Genomic DNA, 19,839 nt, shown 5'->3' with positions numbered 1-19,839 from the left:
TCGACAGGAGGACTTCGATGAGTGTCATCGATGCGCAGATCGCCAAGCTGGATTCGGATCGACTCGAATGGACGTCGGCCTGCCCGCTGAGCCATCTGATCCCTGGACGCGGGGTCGCCGTGCTTCTTCGCGGCGGCGAGCAGGTGGCGCTGTTCCTGCTAGAGGACGGCACACTGCGGGCTGTCAGCAACTTCGATCCGTACGGCCGCGCCGCGGTGATGTCACGCGGACTCGTCGGCGACCGGGACGGTGAACCGATCGTGGTCTCGCCGCTGCTCAAGCAGGCGTTCTCGCTGGTCGACGGCCGAGCGCTGGACGACTCCGCGGTCGCGCTGCCGGTATACGGAGTTCGCGTGTGGGCAGGCGTCGTTCAGGTACACAGCCTTCAGATGCAGGGCGTTCGCTCGACTGTCGCCGATGCAGTCTCGTGAGTGACGACATGCCGTTGGCTGGATTCACGGTAGGTATCACCGCTTCGCGCCGCGCCGAGGAATTCGCGACGTTGCTGACTCGTCGGGGAGCGGACGTCGTTCACGCTCCGGCGATTCGGATCATCCCTCTCGCCGACGACCGCGAGCTCGAAAGGGTGACACAGCAGATCATCTCGGATCCTCCCGAGGTGGTTGTCGCCACCACCGGGATCGGATTCCGGGGTTGGCTGGAAGCAGCCGACGGGTGGGGTGAGGCGGAAAATCTCGGATCCGCGTTGGGCTCGGCTCGTCTGCTCGCGCGCGGACCCAAGGCCAAAGGGGCAATCCGCGCGGCCGACCTTCGTGAAGAATGGTCTCCGGCATCCGAGTCTTCCGCCGAAGTGCTCGAACATCTTCTTGCAGAGGGTGTCTCGGGAAAACGAATCGCCGTTCAACTGCACGGCGCCACTACCGAATGGGAGCCGATTCCCGATTTCTGTCAGGTGCTGCGCGACGCGGGCGCCGAGGTCATCGCGGTTCCAGTCTATCGATGGGAACCGCCGGAGGATCCGACGCTGCTCGACCGGATGATCGACGCCATCGCTTCAGCTGGAATCGACGCCGTCAGCTTCACCAGTGCACCGGCCGTTGCGTCGATGTTGATGCGCGCCGACAAGACCGGGGATCTCGGCGACATCCTCGACGCGATGCGGGGTCCGGTGGCGGCAATGTGCGTCGGCCCGGTCACCTCGGCGCCGCTCGAAGCCTTGAATGTACCGACCACAGCCCCGGCGCGGGCACGTCTCGGGGCGCTCGCGCGACACATCGTCGACGAACTCCCGCAGCGAGCCAACAAGATTCAAGCCGGTGAACACGAAATCAGCATCCGCGGCGGTTGCGTTGTCGTGGACGGTGAAGTGAAGCAATTGCCGCCGGCTGCGATGTCGTTGATCCGCACTCTCGGTGCCAGCCCCGGCCGAGTCGTCTCCCGCGACGAACTTCTGGCTTCTCTTCCCGGTGGCGGCGGCGACACCCATGCCGTCGAGACCGCAGTCGCCCGATTGCGCGCGTGCCTCGGTGCGCCCAAAGCCGTTCAGACCGTGGTCAAGCGGGGCTATCGACTTGCCCTCGACCCCGGCGACTACGTACAGAATCCAGGTGACTATGCAACGCGATGACGATGTACTCGTACTGGTAGCTCACGGCACGCGTAGCCCACGTGGCGTGGAAATGGTTGCTGCCCTGGCCGAAGCCGTCGGCACGCGCGTCGGGCGCACGCGCGTTGCCTTCGTCGATGTGCTCGGTCCGTCACCTTCTGAAGTCCTCCGGGACACTCCGGGGCGAGCGATTCTCGTACCGGCCTTCCTGGCGTCCGGCTACCACGTTCACACCGATGTTCGCCGCGAAGTGGCGATCAGTGAGCACTCGGCTGTGACTGTGACGCCCGCACTCGGACCCGATCCGGCGCTTGCGCGCGTGCTGCTCCGACGCTTGACCGAAGCGGGGTGGAGTCCAGGCGACGCGATAGTGCTTGCTGCCGCCGGGTCCTCCGATGCGCGGGCGCTGCGAGACGTCGAGCGTGCCGCGCTGATGCTCGCCGAAGCGGCGGGGATCCGGGTGGACATCGGATACATCGCGACCGGGCAACCGAAGGTAGCCGATGTCGTTGCAGCAGCACGCGTTCGCGGCGCGAAGCGAGTGTTCGTTGCCTCGTACCTCCTCGCACACGGACTGTTTCACGAAAGATTGCACGCTGCAGGAGCCGATGGTGTGACCGAACCGCTCGGCGTCGATCCGGGAGTGGTGGACCTTGTCGTGAATCGGTATGAGAGTGCGCGAAGGGAACTAGTATCGCTGCATGACGTCTCACTCCGTAACGCCGACGTATGCCGACCTGGTCGCCGCAGTTCGTGAATCCGACGTCAAGGCACAGGCTCTCATCGGCGGACTGACCGAAGAGCAGGCGCGGGAGCCCTCCGGGCTCCCCGGGTGGAGCCGGGGACACGTCGTGACGCACATGTCGCGCAACGCCGACGCGCTGGGCAGATTTGTTGCCGGAGTACAGGGCGGCGAATCGGGGGAGATGTATCCCGGGGGACCGGACGCGCGCAATGCTGCAATCGAGGAAGGTGCAGATCGCCCGGCTGAGTTGTTGGCTCTCGACTACCGCTTCTCGGGAACGAGACTGGTCGACGCGTTGTGCGAGATCCAGGCAGATCGACTGGACACGCCGGTGCCGTGGCGCAAACCTGTGACGGCATTCGATCTACCGATCCTGCGCTGGAACGAGATCGAGATTCACCTGATGGACCTCGACATCGGCTACACCTGCCACGACTGGCCTGCCGAGTTCGTGGAATTCACTCTCGCCCGTCAGTTGGGCGCACTGGAGACAGCGGTCCCGGGTGTACGTGTTCCTTCGCTGTCGGATGCGGAGACCTTGGCCTGGTTGGTCGGGAGGCCGACGAGGGTGGGGCTGCCTACCCTCCCTGCCTGGCCTTTCTGAGACACGACCTTTCCGAGATGCAGCCGTTTTGAGGATTAGAACAGGGTGGGGGCGCTGACGTCGTTGCGTGCTTGGGCCAACCGCGCACTCCACCGTTTCACCAACCACATCTCGACGATCTCGGGTTGGGTGCCGGCGGCATAGGCCCAACTGTCGAGCAGTTCGCAGTACCGGCGGTAGCGACGCGTCGTGAAGCCCGTGACGGAAGGATCCTCGAGCCAGCCCTCGTGGATGAGTGTCGAGACGCCGTACTGATCGATCATCTGAGCGCGTCGGCCTTCGTCCTGTACGCCCACCGCCCACATGAAAGCGGCCATGAGTGATACCCCCACGCCGGGCGTGAGTGGCCACCCGGACCAGGTGTCGCGCCGCACGACCGGCATCGACTTGTTTTTCGAACAGTGATCGAGAATGGCTGTGATCTGGGTCAGCGGATCCTCGTCTTCGCGGTGATGCGGATTGAAGACGTTGGGGAACCGCCGCGTGAACCGTCTGCTTTCGTGCGAGCCCTGCCAGGCCGCGCAGAGAAAGAGCAGTCCGAGGCCGTCGTGCTGGGCGACAACGAGGTCGCTCGACGGGCGAAGGTCGTTGCGTTGAACGATGGCTCGGCCTTCGGTGATCACTTTGCCGTCGAGATCACGCCCGCGCAGGCTGATGGTGTGGCCGGCGTCCTTCAGGTGCGCGTTCCACCAATCCAGGTCGACGGTCGCTTCGTCGTCGAGGACGTGCAGTGGAAAGGTGCGGGAGCGGCACCACTCGACCAATGCGTCCGGCGGTTCGAATCCTTCGTCGACACGATTCATGGCGCGATGATCCCACGAGTCGCCGACAGGAATTCGTCCGACGCGCAGGTCACCGAGATGGAACCGGACACTCGCGGTACGCTCCGCTCATGAAATTGGCGTCCTCGCAGGTGCGGCCGGCGCTGTGGACGGTAGCCATCGCCTTGACGGCCACGGGTCTGAGCGGATGCATCGGTGCCGTCGATCGGATGGATTTCGACAACCAGATGCGCGAACGTGGCGGTGGGATGACGTCGGAGTTGGTGCGAGGCGGGTTCGACAGCCTCGCACATAGATACGGCGTCGACGCGATATCGGTGACCAGCATCGACATCAGCCCGATCGAGACGCTCGGCGTCACCGTTCGTGACCCCGGGAAGCCGTCACAGCTCGACAGATTCTCTTTCGACGGCGTCATTCTCGGCGAGCCCATCCCCGTGCAAGTCAGTGTCACCGACGATCTCGATGCGCGATCGTTCACGCTGGATCAAGTGCCGGCATTGGCGAATGTCGAGAAGTTGGTCGATGACGCGCTGGCTAGCAGCGGAGTCGACGACGGCGAAGTCACCGGGATCTCGGTCAGTCGAACCGAGTCGATACACGCCTCCGTGATGGTGGAATCCCCACGCTCGCGAGTACTTGTGGTCTTCGAGCCTGACGGAACTCCCTTTCTGGTGCAGCCGCTGTGAGGCGCCGAATCGCTCCGTTACTGATCTCGGTAGCGGTGATCGTGGTCGTGGGAATCTTTGCCGCACTGCTGTCTTCGGTGATCTGGCCCGGCCAGGTCGCGCACTTGGCGCCGATCTTCTGTGAAGAACCGACATCGAGCGCGATGGTCGTCTCGGATTCCTTTACCGACGGCGACGGTACGTCCACCAATTTCACGCTGTACTGCGTCGGACCGCGCGGTCAGACCGTTGATGCCGGCTGGCCGCTGCCGTTCTTGGTGCTGTGGGGCGTGTATTCGCTGGTGCTCGCGATCGTGGTCGGCGTGATCGTGCTGGCGGACGTCGGCCGGCGCGGGCGCCGAAACCGCTGACCCTATCAGCGTGGGAGGACGACCAATTCGGCGACGGCGCCGTCGTCGGAGTGTGCCGGTACGAGTGCAAACGCCGAGCGTTCGATCAACCCCGCAAGGTGCGCGGTACGTACAGACGGATCGGCGCGCCAGCGACCGTCTTCGGATTGTGTCACCGGCAACAGGCGTACCGCATCGGAACTCACCGCAGCGGCGTTCTCGATGATGCCGAGTAGTGGCGGCGGCGTGTCGCTTCCGGTCAAGGCGGCCACGACGGTTGGCAGCATCGTCAACAGGGTGGTCACGGCGGCATACGGATTGCCGGGGAGGCCGAGAACCACCAGGCCACTGGGCAGGACTGCCGTTATCTGAGATCCGCCGGGGCGCGAGGCGACTCGCCCGACGATCGTGCGAGCGCCGAGTCGATCGAGCGCACTGCGCATTTCGTCGGCAGCGCCGCCTCCCGTCGCACCGATGACGACGAGTAGATCGGCTTCCTGGTCGACTCCGTCTGCGAGCACCCGCTCGAAACTGTCCGCAGTGTCTCGCAGGTGCGAATTCGCCACGCACCGTACGCCGTTGCTTTCCAGTAGGTAGGGGAGAATCCCGCCGACGGAGTCGCGAGTCTGACCTTCACGCAGTGGACCGGTCCGCCGGATCTCGTCGCCGGTGACTATCAGGCGTGCCCGTACCGGACCACGGACGAGGGCGTCGAACACTTCACCGCTGGCACCTGCGGAGATCACCGCCGGAGTCACCGCGGTACCTGTCGGGGCGATCGTGAATCCGGTGGTCCAATCTTCCCCTCGTGGTCGAGCGTCGTTGCGGTGCGGCGCATCCGGCAGTCTCCGTACCATCCGAGATGGCTCGTCGACGGACAGATACTCGTCACGAATTACCGAGGTGGCGCCGAGGGGCAGGTGTGCTCCCGTGGCAATGCGAATCGCTTCACCTTCGCCGAGTTCGAGTTGCCCGTCGGCGCCCGCGATGCGGATCTCGGTGCGGATTCGCCACGGACCCTCGCCGGAGACGGCGTACCCGTCCATCGCCGAGACATCGGATCGAGGAAGATCACCCAGGGCGACCAGAGGCTGCGCGAGTGTTGCTCCGAGGCTGTCGGCGAGATCGGCACGGTGCGGCGGCAATGCTGTCAGTGAATTCCTGACGGCGGCGCGGGCTTGATCGATCGTCAGCCGCGGATGGCTTCGCGCGCGATCGATGTCTTCCGGTGTGTCGCAGTCGGTCGTACCAGCGACACTCAGCGTCGAGAACGGCTCGGTGACAATCGCTTTCATAGGTTGGTTCTCCAGCCCCGAACTCTCCCGTAACGTGGACAGACGTTGCCAGAGTTCGCGAAATGTCCATGCGGAGAACAGGAATTGGGTTCGGTTGTTCTCGTCCACGGCACACGTCACCGGATTGTCCGTCGACGTGGCAGCGATCAAGGCGTCGACTGATTCGGCCTCGATGTGCGGCAGGTCGGACGCCAGCACCACCACCACGGCGTTATCGGGTAACCGGGTCGCAGACAACCCGGCCCAGATCGCCTCGACAGGGCCGGCTCCGGCCGGAGATTCCTGGGTTTGGGTGATTCCAAGATCAAGTTCAGGTCGATGCGGGCCGACCACGATGACGGCGTCGAGATGCGACGTTGCTGAAAGCGCGATGTCGAGGAGCCTGCGACCGCGTACGAGAAGGCCAGGTTTGTCGACACCACCCATTCTGGTCCCGCGACCACCCGCCAGAATGACGGCGGCAGTCGGCGGCGTGGTGGTCATGCCTCCATGCTGCCCCATCGCCGGGGTGAGGACGACCGGTGACACGGGATCAGAAGTGAAACCGTGCCTTCTTCAGGTCGATCCGACCCTCCTTGATCGGTACCCCTTCGAGTTCGAGCTTGGCGATCTGACGATGAGCCAGGTGCGCCGACGGTTTGCCGGAGGCGCCGAGAACCCGATGCCACGGCAGGTCGGCAGAGTCCGTCCGCATGATCCAACCGACCGTGCGAGCACTGGAAAGTCCTGCAGCATCAGCGATATCGCCGTACGTCGCCACGAAACCGGCCGGAATCGACGCGATGAGTCGCCGTACCTCTTCGATCTGCTCTTCGGTGGTGGCTGCCATGTCGGTTCCTTCAGAGCATGCTGCGAACGAGGGCGGCGACTTCGTCGGCCCGCACGTGCGGGACCATGTGGTCACAGTCGAATTCGACGCTGGTCAGATTTTCACCGAGGTGCTCGGTGAGCGCTGCCCGGAACTCGTCGGTGACGTACGGAGGCTGGACTTTCATTGCTTGAACCAGCACGGTCGGCATGGAAGGCGGTGGCAGCACGATCGGGCGAGCGAGTTCGCCCCACCCGGTCACGATCGCAGGCGTGGACAGGCGCCAGTTGACGCGCCCGTTGCCCAGTTGAATCAGGTGCTCGGCCATCTCGACGTCGAGGTCCTGGGTGGGAACCTCACCCCACGAGCCGTGAATCTTCTCGGAGTACGCCTCGGCCGCATCGGTGTAATCCGGTGAGCCGATTGTGAGTTCGGCCACTTCCTGCATGAAAGTCGGATCCAAGCTGATCGCTGGATCGAGCAGAACGAGCCCACGAACGCGTTCCGGCGCGGTGGCCGCGAGGTGAAGCGCCAGCATTCCGCCGAACGAATGCGCGACGATCACCACCGGTCCGTTTGCATGTTCGTCCAGTGTCTCGAGCAGGCTCTCCACGTGGGATTCGATGTTCCACGGGGGAGCCCAGGTCGAGCGCCCGTGACCGCGCAGATCGGGCGAGATCCAGCGCGCTTGGGGCAGTTGGTTCTCGGCCATCGACTGCCAACGGCGGCCGTGACCGGTCAGACCGTGCAGCGAAAGGATCTCCGGCGCCCCGACGGGTCCGTAGAGATACGTATGGAGTGCAGACACGAGGTCAATCATGCCGGATGCAGGCGATGTGTGAGTTGTCGGTGCGCTCTGGTGGAATGCCTGGGTGAGTGAGACGGCAACACGCAGCAAGGTCACCATTCCGCGGGCGCGGTTGGTGCACCGAACTGCGCCGTCTCCGATACCCCGAACGTGGGATGAAGGGACGACGCGGCTCTTCGCGCCGCCGTCCGAGGATCCGTTCCAGCTCGCGTTCGGCCCTGTTTCTTTCGGTTCGGCAGCGGCTTGGAATCCCTGGCAGGTACTCGGCAGTCCCGGAACCGGCAAGACGTCCCTTCTCGTGGATCTGGCAGTGCAGAAGATCTCGGGTGGCGAAGATCCTGAATCGGTCCTGGTGCTCACCCAGTCACGCCGAGCCGCGACGCAGGTCCGCGAGCAGATCACCGCTGGGTTGCTCGGGTACGAACAGGAACGCGGACCGCAGGCAACCCGTGAGCCGCTGGTACGCACCGTTCACTCTTACGCCTTTGCCGTTCTCCGGCTTCAAGCCGCAGCACACGGCAACGCGCCGCCACGCCTGATCACCGGCGCCGAGCAGGACTCGGTGCTCCGCGAGATGTTGCGCGGCGACATCGAAGACGGTGCGCTCCGGTGGCCGGAGCGCCTGCGACCCGCATTGGGTTTGAACGGATTTGCCGTCGAACTGCGAGATCTGATGCTGCGAGCCAACGAGCGCGGGCTCGGCCCCGAAGATCTGGTCAAGCTCGGCAAGAAGCGTGGCCGTCCGGAGTGGGTGGCGGCCGGGCGGTTCGCCGAGGCCTACGAGCAAGGCGTGCTGCTGCGCGGCAGTGTCGGTGTCGAGGCTCCGGAGGCGACGGCGCCGGCACTCGACGCGGCCGAGTTGATCGGTGCGGCCTTGACCGCGTTCGCCACCGATCCCGAATTGCTTCGCTCCGAGCGCGCTCGGATCCGGCACCTCCTTGTCGACGACGCACAACATCTGGATCCGCAGGCGGCGCAACTGGTTCGGTTGATCGGAACCGGAACTGCGGGCACGGTCATCGCCGGTGATCCCGATCAGTCCGTCTTCGGATTCCGCGGTGCGGATTCGGCGTTCCTGCTCGGACTGGCCGAGCGCGGAGACGAGCGCCAGATCGTTCTGCCCGTCATGTATCGCAACAACGCCGACGTCGCGTCGATCGCGGCCAAGATCGCTGCGCGGCTGCCCGGCAACCTTGCTCATCGCATCGCGGTTCCATCCGATCTCACCGATGAGAATCCGGGACGGGCGTCGGTGCGGGTTCTCGGTACGACGGCCAAAGAAGCGGCAGTCGTCGCAGATACCTTGCGGCGGGCGCATCTGCTGGACGGGATTGCGTGGTCCGACATGGCCGTCATCGTGCGGTCGGTCCCGCGCACTCTCGCCCCTCTCCGGCGAGCCCTGCTCGCGGCGGGGGTGCCCGTCACGACCGCGGCCACCGAATTGCCGCTCGCGCGGCAACACGGAGTGTCCGGCCTGCTGCTGGTCCTCCGGGCGCTCGGCGGCGATCAGTTCACCGGCGACGACGCGCTTGCCCTGATGGCCGGTCCCATCGGCGGCGCCGAACCGGTCACCCTGCGCCGGTTGCGTCGTGGCCTGCGCCGAGTCGAGTTGGCATCGGGAAGTGATCGGGACTCCTCGGAGTTGTTGCGGCTCATACTGATCGACGAGGATCGTGCGCAGTCCAAGCGCCTGATGGGCAAGCTGACAGACGTCGAAGCTGCGGCCCTCAATCGCGTGCTGTCGGTCCTTCGCAAGGCCCGAGTGCCTCTCGAGCGTGGTCTCGGGGTCGAAGAAGTTCTGTGGGCGGCCTGGCAGGCGACGGGGCTGGAACGGCGCTGGGCGGCCGCGTCGGCGCGCGGCGGACCGATCGGCTCACAAGCCGATCGAGACCTCGATGCCGTAGTCGCACTCTTCGACGCGGCTGCCAACTACGTCGACCGGTTGCCGCGTTCGCAACTCTCCGGTTTTGTCGACTACTTGACCAGCCAGGAGATACCGACCGACTCGCGGAGCCGATCGGTCATCGCTCCCGACGCCGTCACCGTGGTCAGCGCTCACGCCGCGGCGGGGCGCGAATGGGCGGTGGTGGCGGTGGCGGGTGTGCAGGAGGGGCTCTGGCCGAGTTTGCGGGCACGCGGCTCGCTACTGCGTACCGAAGCACTTATCGACCTGGTCAACGGAGTCTCCGACGGCAGTGACTCGGCCGCCGAACGACTCTCGCGAACCGCGCCGCTTCTGGCCGAAGAACGCAGGTTGTTCCTGGTCGCCTGTAGCCGTGCTCGTCGCCGTCTGCTGATCACCGCAGTCGAATCGGCTTCGGGGGACACCGACTTGGTGCCTTCGCGGTTCGTGGACGAATTGATCCGTGGTGACGCGTACTCGGACGACCCGTCCTCCGATCTCGACGTCGTTGCACCCGAGACCGGGGATACCCGGGTTCTGTCGCTGCCTGCACTGGTCGCACAGCTTCGCAGCGTGGTGTGTGATCCCGACATCGCGCATTTCGACCCCGAGAAGCATTCTCGGGCTGCTCGCCAGTTGGCGCGTCTGGCTGCGGCCGGAGTACGAGGCGCGCATCCGGATCAGTGGTACGGCACAGCCGAGCCGAGTACCGCTGCTCCCATGTGGCAACCCGAGGACGGACCGGTTTCACTGTCCCCGTCCACCATCGAGCTTCTCGAAACATGTCCTCTCCGATGGGTGTTCGAGCGTCACGGTGGCAGCGACGGAGACAACACTCATGCGATCGCCGGTACGCTGGTCCATACCTTGGTGCAGGCACTGGCCGGCCGGATTCCACCGGATCAGGTCGAGAAGGCACTCGAAAATGCCTGGGAATCCATCGATCTGGGATCGCAGTGGTACTCGCGCCGTGAACTCAATCGAACTCGGGAGATGCTGGCGACGTTCACCGCCTGGATGAACGCAACTCGCGGTGAGCTGACCGAAGTCGGCGTCGAGGTCGCGGTCGAGGGGGTCCTCGAACCGCGCGAAGAAGGAGCGCCTGCGGTCAAGCTACGTGGCCGGATCGACCGGCTCGAGCGCGACACCGAAGGTCGTCCAGTGGTTGTCGACGTCAAGACTGCGCGAAACCCCGTCAGCAACGAGGCCGCGCAATCTCATGCGCAGTTGGCGGCGTACCAGGTCGCAGCGGCCGAAGGTGCGATTGCCGGCGAACCGGCCACACAACCCGGCGGTGCACGCCTGGTATTCGTGGCCAAGTCCAACAAGAAGGACGGTGCGGCGCAGCGAGTTCAGCCGCCGCTGACGGCCGAAGCCGTCGAGATGTGGCGAGACGTCATTCACAACGCTGCGGCAGCGACCCAAGGACCGCAGTACCTGGCCAGGGTCAACGATGGATGTAGACATTGCCCGGTGCGTTCGAGTTGCCCGGCACACGACGAGGGACGACAGGTGAGTAACTAAGTGGCTGCCGCGACGCCGAAGGCACGCCGACCGAAGATCGACCCTGTCGACCTGGCGGTCGCGCTCGGTCAGCACCCTCCGACGCCCGAGCAGGCAGCAGTGATCGCCGCACCGCTCGGTCCGACATTGGTGGTCGCCGGCGCCGGTGCCGGAAAGACCGAGACGATGGCTGCTCGCGTCGTGTGGCTGGTTGCCAACGGCTTCGTCGATCCCGAGGCGGTTCTCGGCCTGACCTTCACGCGCAAAGCGGCGCAACAACTCACGTCGCGAATCCGCAAGCGGTTGGCGCGGCTGGCGGGTTCGGACGTTCTGCGGGCACTCGACCCGACCGGCGGAGTGCGTTCCCGGATTCTGGCCGGCGAACCCGAAGTCAGTACCTACCATGCTTACGCGGGACGGTTGCTCTCCGAACACGGGCTGCTGTTGCCCATCGAACCCTCGGCGACGCTGTTGTCCGAGACCGAACTGTGGCAGGTTGCGCACCGCGTCGTGAGCGGCTGGGACAGCGATCTGGACACCGACAAGAATCCGGGTTCGATCACCGAGACCGTTCTGGCTCTTGCCGGTCAGTTGGCGGAGCACCTGGTCGATCCCGAGCAGTTGCTCGAGGCACACACCGAGCTGGACAAGCTGATTCACACTCTGCCCGCCGGCCCGAAACAGCGGGGTGGACCGAGCAAGGAGCTGTTGAATTACCTTGATGTGCAACATAAGCGCATCGAACTGTTGCCTCTCGTCGCCCGGCTGGGTGAGACGCTGCGGCGTGAAGGCGCATTGGATTTCGGCAGCCAGATGTCGCTGTCTGCCCGGGTCGCCGCCGAGCATCCCGAGGTCGGGCAGACCGAGCGTGAGCGCTTTCGGGTGGTTCTTCTCGACGAGTACCAGGACACCGGTCACGCTCAGCGAGTGTTGTTGTCCTCGTTGTTCGGTGGGGGAGCCGACGGCCGTTTGGCGCTGACGGCCGTCGGCGATCCGATGCAGTCGATCTACGGTTGGCGCGGCGCGTCGGCGGCCAACCTGCCCCGGTTTGCAACCGACTTCCCGCTTGCCAACGGAAAACCGGCTCCGACGCTCGAACTGCTCACCAGTTGGCGTAACCCGCCGGAGGCTCTCGAGCTGGCTAACCTGTCGTCGGCACCGTTGCGTCGACGCGGTGTGGCGGTCAGCACCCTTCGTGCGCGGCCGGGAGCCGTCGCCGGAGACGTTCGACTGGCGTTGCTGGGCGACGTCGAACAGGAACGTCAGTGGGTGGCGGAGAAGATCGCCGGAGAATACGAGGCGGCACGTGCCGAAGACCGCCCGACGCCCACGGCAGCGGTGTTGATCCGCAGGAACGCCGATGCCGCTCCGCTGGCCGAGGCCTTGCGGTCCAAAGGTCTGCCGGTCGAAGTTGTCGGGCTCGGTGGGCTCCTGCACACACCCGAGGTGGCTGACGTGATCGCCATGCTCCGGGTGGTCGCCGATCCGCTTGCAGGAAGCGCTGCCGTTCGGCTGCTCACCGGCGCGCGATGGCAGATCGGCGCGAAGGATCTCGCCGCACTCTCTCAACGCTCCCGCGAACTTGCCATCTCCGCGGGATACGGAACGGCGGGTGCGGTCACCGACGCCGAGGCGCTTACCTCGGCGGTCCACGATGCTCTGCCCGGGGAGAACGCCGAGCAAGCAGGATTGGTCGACTCGATCTCCGATCCAGGCCCGGCAGAACGCTATTCGGCTCTCGGGTACACACGCATCAACGCGATAGCGGCAGAGTTGGCGTCGTTGCGCGAACGTATCGGCCAGCCGCTCACCGAATTGGTGGCGGAGGTCGAGCGGGTGCTCGGGATCGGAATCGAGGCGGGCGCACGGACCCGAGTCGGTGTCGTCGGGACCGCGGGCCGCGAGCATCTCGACGCCTTCGCCGACGTCGTCGCCAACTACGCGACGCGTCCAACTGCCAATCTGACCGGGATGCTGGCTTTCTTCGCGGCAGCCGAACAGATCGAAAAGGGCCTCACGCCAGGCGAAGTGGAGGTGGCGCCGGATCGGGTCCAGATCCTGACCGTGCACTCGGCGAAGGGGCTCGAATGGGAAGTAGTGGCGATCCCGCATGTCAGCGGCGGGGTGTTCCCCTCGTCCACCGCGTCCGGATCGTGGCTCGGGGCGCTCGCCGAACTGCCACCGTCGTTGCGTGGTGACCGGGCGGTCGACGCGGATTCGGCCGACGGAGTTCCGGTGCTCGACCTCGAGGAGCTGTACAACCGCAAGGACCTCGAGAACGCGATAACGGCGCACAAGAAGGCCTTGTCCAACCGTCGACTGGACGAGGACCGGCGGTTGTTCTACGTCGCGCTGACCAGAACCGAACGGGCGCTGTTCATCTCGGCGCATCACTGGGCGGAATCCGGTGCGGAACCGAAGGGGCCTTCGGAGTTCCTGGACGAGCTGCATCAGATGGTCACGGCCGACAACGATGCCGATGAGGAAGACTCACGCGGTGCGATCGGCGTCGTGGAGGAATGGGCGCCGGCACCGGAACCCGATACCGAGAACCCGTTGGCCGCCACTCCCCGTACGGCGCAGTGGCCGCCGGATCCGCTGGGTGCGCGGCGCGGCGCCGTCGAGGCCGGAGCCGCGAGCGTCCTGTCCGCACTCGCTTCGCTGCCGCAAGACAGCGAAGAGGCGGAAGAACCGGAGGACGATCCGGAGAACTGGGCCTCGGACGTCGACGTTCTCCTGGCCGAGCGCGAGGCCCGCGCAAACGCGCGGGCCGAAGTGATTCTCCCGGCGCAGCTTTCGGTGACTCAGCTCGTCGACCTCAAGGCAGATCCGGACGAACTGGCGGCTCGCCTACGTCGTCCGTTGCCGTATCCGCCCAACCCGTTGGCTCGTCGCGGAACCGCTTTTCACGCCTGGATCGAGCGAAGGTTCGGTGCGACTCGGCTGTTGGATCTCGACGAGCTACCCGGCGCCGCGGATACCGGCGCGGGTCCCGAGACCGACCTGGTGAAACTTCAGGATGCGTTCTTGCGGTCCCCGTGGGCCAATCGCAGCCCGATCGAAGTGGAAGTTCCTTTCGAAACATCCATTGCCGGAACGGTTTTGCGAGGTCGGATCGACGCTGTGTTCGCCGATCCCGACGGCGGATGGACGGTGATCGACTGGAAGACCGGTGCCGAACCGTCGGCCGCCAACGAGGACGCTGTTGTGATGCAGTTGGCCGCGTATCGGGTGGCCTGGGCCGAATTGATGTCAGCCAGAGCTCGTTCGGCGGGGCGCAACGAACAGTTTCCGGCCGACAAGGTGAGGGCGGCGTTTCACTACGTTCGATCGGGTCGCACCATCGCACCCGAGAACCTGCCGGACGGTGAGGCTCTCGCTCGCCTCATCCGAACGGCAGGCGCGCAAGATTAGCTTGCGTTTCGACGAGCCTTGAGTGCTTCGGTCACCAGCGGGACCTGCAGGGGGAGACGTGCGATCGAACCGATCTTCTGCGGTGTGGACGTCTTCGGGCTTCGGCACCAGTCGATCGCCATCTGGATGTTGGCGGGGAACACGGCAACAAAGAGCGCGGCGGCAAGGCCCGCGCCGAGCTTGCGGGTCTTCGGCACGGCCAAGGCAGCGCCGATCGCCAGTTCCGCGACGCCGGACACCTGGGTGTAGGTGCGGGCCTGTCCGGGAAGCTGGCGGGGAACGGTGCTGTCGAAGAACGAGGGCGCTGCAAAATGCATGGTGCCGGCGCCGAGAAGGAGGGCCGACAAACGAAGAGCGGCCGCTTGGCTGGGAGTGGACGTCGAACCGGTGAAAGGCATTTGCCCAGCCTGCCTCACGGTGGACCTTCTTGCCACTACCGGCGCCACGACCCGCGCGCTATTCGGCGCCCGAGTTCCGAAGTCGATCTTCGAGGGTTACGCTGCCTGCCGATGTCCGTGTAGGTATTTCGTAAGTTCGAGTGAGAGAGTCGATGTATGGCCGGTAAGCTCCGGGCGCGTTTGACCAGGTCGGAAGCATTGACCGATCAGCCTGACTTCGCCCTTGTCGGGGTGCTGCGCATTCCCCAGCTACAGACAAGTCCGGCGCGGGCCATCTACAAGCGAGTTCTCATCGCGTTGGGTGCTCTCGGCGCAGCCGTGTTGATCGTCTACATCGATCGCGCCGGATACCGAGACGCACAGGACAACGAGCTGTCGCTGCTCGACTGCATCTACTATGCGACGGTTTCGCTCTCGACCACCGGCTACGGCGATATCACTCCGTTCACTCCGTCGGCGCGCCTGGTCAACGTCCTGTTGATCACGCCACTTCGAATCTTCTTCTTGATCGTGTTGGTCGGAACCACACTTTCAGCTCTGACCGAGAGTTCGCGTCAGGCGTTCAAAATTCAGCGTTGGAGGCAGCACGTGCGTAATCACACCGTCGTCGTCGGATACGGGACCAAGGGGCGGACGGCAATCGAAGCAATGCTCGGTGACGGTGTACCGGCGTCGGAGATCGTGGTCGTCGATACCGATCAGACAGTCCTCGACTCCGCGGCGAGTAAGGGCCTGGTGACGGTGTTCGGTTCGGCGACGAAATCGGACGTACTCCGGTTGGCAGGTGCGCAGAATGCGTCGTCGATCATCGTCGCCACGAATCGTGACGACACCGCAGTGCTCGTGACGCTGACAGCCCGCGAAATCGCGCCGGAAGCCAAGATCGCCGCAGCCATCCGTGAAGCCGACAACGCGCATCTTCTGCGTCAGTCCGGCGCAGACTCGGTGGTCGTGTCCTCGGAGACGGCAGGTCGACTCCTCGGCATCGCGACCACAACGCCGACTGTCGTGGAGATGATCGAAGACCTTCTGACCCCGGAAGCCGGATTCGCGATCGCCGAGCGCGCAGTCGAACGTGACGAGGTCGGCGGCTCTCCGCGTCATCTCTCCGACATCGTGCTCGGGGTAGTTCGCGACGGCCGTCTGGTTCGCGTCGGTTCGCCCGAGGTGGACGCCGTTGAGGAGAACGATCGCCTGCTCTACATCCGCCGCGTCACGAACTGAGTGCTGCCGAGCTTCGTGCGCGCAGTAATGTCGTGAGCGTGAACGACTTCCAGCTGACCGAAACACCGCTGCTCTCACGCTCGAGCGTCGGCCGCGCCGAGGAATTGCGGTCGGATGCCGCCGCACTGACCACGGGTTGGGCGGACGCGCTGCTCCTCCGTGTGAATTCACGGGGTCAGGTCAAAGTCTCGCCGGAAGGTCAGTTGGTCTTCGCCGAGGCAACCGAACTGGGTCCGGAGCCGGTGCGCGGTGCAGTGTTCCTGGGAATTCGGGAGAATCGCCACGTCTGGGCGGTGCGGGTGTCGCTGCTGGCGGGCACGTTGTCCGAGTTGCGCATGCTCGGCGGAACACTCGACGACGCGGACGCCGGTTTGTTGACCGGTGCCGTCGCAATTCTCAACTGGCACGACAGTGCCGGATTCAGCGCTATCGACGGCGCGCCGAGTGAACCCACCATGTCCGGCTGGTCACGCATTTCCACGTCCACCGGCCACGAGGAGTTTCCCCGAACGGATCCGGCGGTCATCTGCCTGGTGCACGACGGCGGCGATCGAGTTCTACTCGCTCGTCAGCCGACCTGGCCGCAGCGACGTTTCTCGATTCTCGCGGGATTCGTCGAGGCCGGGGAGTCACTCGAAACGTGCGTTGTCCGCGAGATCAAGGAAGAAGTCGGCATCGACGTGCACAGCGTTCGATACCTCGGGAGCCAGCCTTGGCCGTTCCCGCGCTCGGTGATGTTGGGCTTCGCCGCAATCGGCGACCCCGCCGCTCCGCTTCTGTTCGCGGACGGCGAGATCGCCGAGGGCACATGGTTCACGAAGGACGAGGTGCGTGCCGCTCTCGAACTCGGCGACTGGGGTTCGGAAGCGGACGCGCCACTGCTGCTGCCCGGCTCGATCTCCATCGCTCGCGGAATGCTCGAGAGCTGGGTCAAATAAGAGCTGGGTCAGACAGCAGCCTGAAAGGCTCTACAGACCCAGGGCCTGCTTGACCTGGTTGAGCGACGGGTTGGTCGCGACGCTGCCGTCGCCGTACTTCACGGTCGGAACGACGTGATTTCCACCGTTGACGCTGCCGACGAAATCGGCTGCTGCCGGATCGTTCTCGATGTCGATCTCGGTGTACTCGATCCCCGACGCGTTGAGCTGCGTCTTGAGGCGGCGGCAGTAGCCACACCACGTGGTCGAGTAGATGGTCAGGGCAGGCGCATTTTCGGTAGAAGTCACGGCCGATATAACACCACGACCGAGAGCGTTGTTCCGTATCGGCCCGTGTTCTCTTGCCCACATACCGTCGGGCGCGGCGAATGGCGTGTCGGAACGTCCTGCCATGATGGTCCCCATGCCTGCGGACACCGGACTGGATCCAGAACAATCGGCCGCCGTGCTCGCGCCACGCGGCCCGGTATGTGTCCTCGCGGGCGCTGGAACAGGCAAAACCCGCACCATTACCCGCCGGATCGCGCATCTGGTTGCCGACGGTCATGTCTCCGCCGGCCAGGTGCTTGCCGTGACATTCACAGCGCGAGCGGCCGGCGAAATGCGTGGACGGCTTCGTGAGCTGGGGGTTGGTGGAAGTGGGCCGCAGGTACAGGCTCGCACCTTCCACGCCGCCGCTCTTCGTCAACTCAAGTACTTCTGGCCGCAGGTGATCGGTGACACGCCGTGGCGTCTGCTCGATCGAAAGTTCGCGGTTGTCAGCAGTGCCGCCGCTCGTGTCGGGTTGTCCACCAGTACGGAAAGCGTGCGCGACCTCGCCAGCGAAATCGAGTGGTCCAAGGCCTCACTGATCGCGCCCGAGGACTACCCACGCGCGATAGCCAAGATTCGTCGCGAGGCGCCGGTCGATGCCACCAAGGTTGCGCAGGTCTACGCGGCATACGAAGAGCTGAAGGCACGTGGCCAGGACGGCATGCTCCTCGATTTCGACGATCTCCTACTTCACACCGCGGCTGCGCTCGAAGAGCATTCGACGGTTGCCGACGAGTTCCGCGAGCGGTACCGCTGCTTCGTGGTCGACGAGTATCAGGACGTCACCCCGCTGCAACAGCGTGTGCTCGACGCCTGGCTCGGCGACCGCGACGACCTGACCGTGGTGGGCGATGCGAATCAGACCATCTACTCCTTCACCGGCGCCACCCCGAACTATCTGTTGGACTTCTCGCGGAAATTCCCCGAAGCGACCGTCGTCCGGCTCGAACGGGACTACCGCTCCACCCCTGAGGTCGTGTCGTTGGCGAACCGCGTGATCGGTGCAGCGCGCGGACGGATCGCCGGGACGCGTCTTCAGTTGATCGGGCAACGCGCTCCGGGGCCTGAGCCGGAGTTCATGGAGTTCGACGACGAGCCTGCCGAAGCGCTCGGCGTTGCGCGGGCGATCAAACGGCTGATCGCGGCAGGCACTCCAGCGGCCGAGATCGCTGTTCTGTATCGGATCAATGCTCAGTCGGAGGCGCACGAGCAGGCACTCACCAAGCTCGGCATTCCGTTCCAGGTGCGTGGTGGAGAGGGCTTCTTCACCCGCACCGAGGTCCGTCAGGCAGTGGCGGCGCTGCGTCAGGCCGCCGGACGAGACGACCTTCCCGAAGGCGCAGACAACGGCGAAGCGCTGGTTTCACTGGTTCGCGCTGTACTCGCGCCACTCGGTCTGACCAACGAAGAACCTTCGGGCACGCAGGCCCGCGAGCGCTGGGCGTCGCTCTCGGCTCTCGTGGCGCTGACCGAAGAACAACTCGTCCACGAACCCGAACTGTCGCTCACCGGGCTGCTACAGGAGCTCACAGCCCGAGCCGAGGCGCGGCACCCACCGACCGTGCAGGGCGTGACGTTGGCTTCGCTTCACGCGGCCAAGGGGCTCGAATGGGATGCGGTGTTCCTGGTCGGCCTCAACGACGGCACCCTGCCGATCCAACACGTTCTCGGCGACGCCAATTCGGGCGCCGACGACGTCGCGGTGGAGGAGGAGCGTCGGCTTCTGTACGTGGGTGTTACCCGCGCCCGCGAGCATCTGCAGCTGTCTTGGGCATTGGCTCGCAATGAGGGTGGACGCAAGTCCCGTCGCCGGTCGAGGTTCCTCAACGGGCTCATCCCCGAGGACTCACCGGCTTCGCGGGTTGCCGCGCCGTCGTCGGGGAACAAGAAGCGTCCGCGCTGCCGCGTCTGCGGCAAACCGTTGATCGGGACGTCGGCGACAATGCTCGGGCGCTGCGAAAAATGCCCGTCCAATGTCGACCTGGAATTGCTCGAGCACCTCAAGGCCTGGCGGCTGGACAAGTCCCGAGAACTCAAAGTTCCGGCCTATGTCGTCTTCAGCGACAACACACTGATGGCTATTGCCGAACAACGACCACAAGACAATCGTGGACTGGTTTCGATCCCTGGAATCGGGCCGAAGAAACTCGACAACTTCGGGGAAGACGTACTAGCTGTCATTCGCGGCGAACTGCGTGCGGCAACACTCGATATCTGAAATGCATCCGAATCGACAACGGTGAGTTACATAACCGCAGGTCAAAAATAGGTTGTGCAGATTCGACGGATTCTCTACTCTGGTTTTCAGTGTTACGGGGCAACCTGTGCGCAGAAACTATCCGGACCGACACGAAATGGAGGTGGCAAATAAATGACGAACTTGATCTCGTATGAAGCGTGCGCATGCGCAAAGTTCGCTGTTGCCGCCCCCATGCTGCCGCGTGCAGCGGGATGGGCGCAGCATGCGTTCCGCCTGCGCCCTCAAGCAGCAGCAAAGAAAGCAGCTGTCGAGTCCGTGTT

At 64.8% G+C, this 19,839-nt stretch carries 17 protein-coding genes; 11 read left to right on the top strand and 6 right to left on the bottom strand.

Features of this window, described 5'->3' with window-relative positions; genetic code table 11:
• The first annotated feature begins 17 nt into the window (after nucleotides 1–17).
• From nirD to QMA15_RS15380, 4 genes are read left to right on the top strand one after another with little or no spacing between them, the layout of a single operon-like run.
• On the top strand, nucleotides 18–431 hold the full coding sequence (gene nirD, locus QMA15_RS15395) for a nitrite reductase small subunit NirD (RefSeq protein WP_019747813.1): 414 nt from the start codon (nucleotides 18–20) through the stop codon (nucleotides 429–431).
• On the top strand, nucleotides 428–1,588 hold the full coding sequence (locus tag QMA15_RS15390; protein WP_019747814.1) for a uroporphyrinogen-III synthase: 1,161 nt from the start codon (nucleotides 428–430) through the stop codon (nucleotides 1,586–1,588). Before nirD ends, QMA15_RS15390 begins: the two co-directional genes overlap by 4 nt.
• Complete coding sequence (locus QMA15_RS15385; protein ID WP_046378346.1) at nucleotides 1,575–2,324, top strand: sirohydrochlorin chelatase; 750 nt, start codon at nucleotides 1,575–1,577, stop codon at nucleotides 2,322–2,324. The genes QMA15_RS15390 and QMA15_RS15385 overlap by 14 nt, the downstream gene beginning before the upstream one ends.
• Nucleotides 2,269–2,916, top strand: a complete 648-nt coding sequence (locus QMA15_RS15380) for a maleylpyruvate isomerase family mycothiol-dependent enzyme (protein WP_020907123.1) — start codon at nucleotides 2,269–2,271, stop codon at nucleotides 2,914–2,916. Before QMA15_RS15385 ends, QMA15_RS15380 begins: the two co-directional genes overlap by 56 nt.
• Nucleotides 2,917–2,951: 35 nt before the next feature.
• Here QMA15_RS15380 and QMA15_RS15375 read toward each other — a convergent pair whose 3' ends face one another.
• A complete protein-coding gene (locus QMA15_RS15375) occupies nucleotides 2,952–3,719 on the bottom strand; it encodes a hypothetical protein (protein WP_003942311.1) in 768 nt (255 codons plus the stop codon).
• 89 nt (nucleotides 3,720–3,808) lie between these two features.
• Between QMA15_RS15375 and QMA15_RS15370 the strand changes: the two genes are divergently transcribed.
• Nucleotides 3,809–4,387, top strand: coding sequence for a hypothetical protein (locus QMA15_RS15370; protein ID WP_020969236.1), 579 nt, complete (start codon nucleotides 3,809–3,811; stop codon nucleotides 4,385–4,387).
• Nucleotides 4,384–4,737: a hypothetical protein gene (locus QMA15_RS15365; protein ID WP_279163758.1), complete on the top strand. Its 354-nt coding sequence runs from the start codon at nucleotides 4,384–4,386 to the stop codon at nucleotides 4,735–4,737. Before QMA15_RS15370 ends, QMA15_RS15365 begins: the two co-directional genes overlap by 4 nt.
• 5 nt (nucleotides 4,738–4,742) lie before the next feature.
• Here the strand turns inward: QMA15_RS15365 and QMA15_RS15360 are convergent, their stop codons facing one another.
• From QMA15_RS15360 to QMA15_RS15350, 3 genes are read right to left on the bottom strand one after another with little or no spacing between them, the layout of a single operon-like run.
• Nucleotides 4,743–6,494, bottom strand: coding sequence for an NTP transferase domain-containing protein (locus QMA15_RS15360; RefSeq protein WP_133728457.1), 1,752 nt, complete (start codon nucleotides 6,492–6,494; stop codon nucleotides 4,743–4,745).
• Between the two features lie 49 nt (nucleotides 6,495–6,543).
• Complete coding sequence (locus tag QMA15_RS15355) at nucleotides 6,544–6,840, bottom strand: MGMT family protein (protein ID WP_019747820.1); 297 nt, start codon at nucleotides 6,838–6,840, stop codon at nucleotides 6,544–6,546.
• Nucleotides 6,841–6,850: 10 nt separating this feature from the next.
• On the bottom strand, nucleotides 6,851–7,639 hold the full coding sequence (locus QMA15_RS15350) for an alpha/beta hydrolase (RefSeq protein WP_070386896.1): 789 nt from the start codon (nucleotides 7,637–7,639) through the stop codon (nucleotides 6,851–6,853).
• A gap of 52 nt (nucleotides 7,640–7,691) precedes the next feature.
• Here QMA15_RS15350 and QMA15_RS15345 point away from each other — a divergent pair, with 52 nt between their 5' ends.
• Nucleotides 7,692–11,054 (top strand): ATP-dependent DNA helicase, encoded by a 3,363-nt coding sequence (locus QMA15_RS15345; RefSeq protein ID WP_279163759.1) that lies wholly within the window; start codon nucleotides 7,692–7,694, stop codon nucleotides 11,052–11,054.
• Complete coding sequence (locus tag QMA15_RS15340) at nucleotides 11,055–14,447, top strand: ATP-dependent DNA helicase (RefSeq protein WP_279163760.1); 3,393 nt, start codon at nucleotides 11,055–11,057, stop codon at nucleotides 14,445–14,447.
• Here QMA15_RS15340 and QMA15_RS15335 read toward each other — a convergent pair.
• Complete coding sequence (locus QMA15_RS15335) at nucleotides 14,444–14,845, bottom strand: membrane protein (protein ID WP_019747824.1); 402 nt, start codon at nucleotides 14,843–14,845, stop codon at nucleotides 14,444–14,446. The genes QMA15_RS15340 and QMA15_RS15335 overlap by 4 nt on opposite strands.
• A gap of 156 nt (nucleotides 14,846–15,001) precedes the next feature.
• Here QMA15_RS15335 and QMA15_RS15330 point away from each other — a divergent pair, with 156 nt between their 5' ends.
• Complete coding sequence (locus QMA15_RS15330; protein ID WP_279163761.1) at nucleotides 15,002–16,069, top strand: potassium channel family protein; 1,068 nt, start codon at nucleotides 15,002–15,004, stop codon at nucleotides 16,067–16,069.
• Nucleotides 16,070–16,107: 38 nt separating this feature from the next.
• Nucleotides 16,108–17,007 (top strand): NAD(+) diphosphatase, encoded by a 900-nt coding sequence (nudC, locus tag QMA15_RS15325; RefSeq protein WP_007731249.1) that lies wholly within the window; start codon nucleotides 16,108–16,110, stop codon nucleotides 17,005–17,007.
• A 30-nt stretch (nucleotides 17,008–17,037) separates the two neighbouring features.
• Here nudC and QMA15_RS15320 read toward each other — a convergent pair whose 3' ends face one another.
• A complete protein-coding gene (locus QMA15_RS15320) occupies nucleotides 17,038–17,295 on the bottom strand; it encodes a mycoredoxin (protein ID WP_003942350.1) in 258 nt (85 codons plus the stop codon).
• A 103-nt stretch (nucleotides 17,296–17,398) separates the two neighbouring features.
• Here QMA15_RS15320 and QMA15_RS15315 point away from each other — a divergent pair, with 103 nt between their 5' ends.
• Complete coding sequence (locus tag QMA15_RS15315) at nucleotides 17,399–19,537, top strand: ATP-dependent DNA helicase UvrD2 (protein ID WP_029537946.1); 2,139 nt, start codon at nucleotides 17,399–17,401, stop codon at nucleotides 19,535–19,537.
• The last annotated feature ends 302 nt before the right edge of the window (nucleotides 19,538–19,839 follow it).

The sequence above is a fragment of the Rhodococcus sp. APC 3903 genome, assembly GCF_030407755.1.
In the GTDB taxonomy this organism is placed as follows: domain Bacteria; phylum Actinomycetota; class Actinomycetes; order Mycobacteriales; family Mycobacteriaceae; genus Rhodococcus_F; species Rhodococcus_F erythropolis.
The sequence above is the reverse complement of the archived record's forward strand: the minus strand, read 5'-3'. Positions and strand labels throughout refer to the sequence as shown.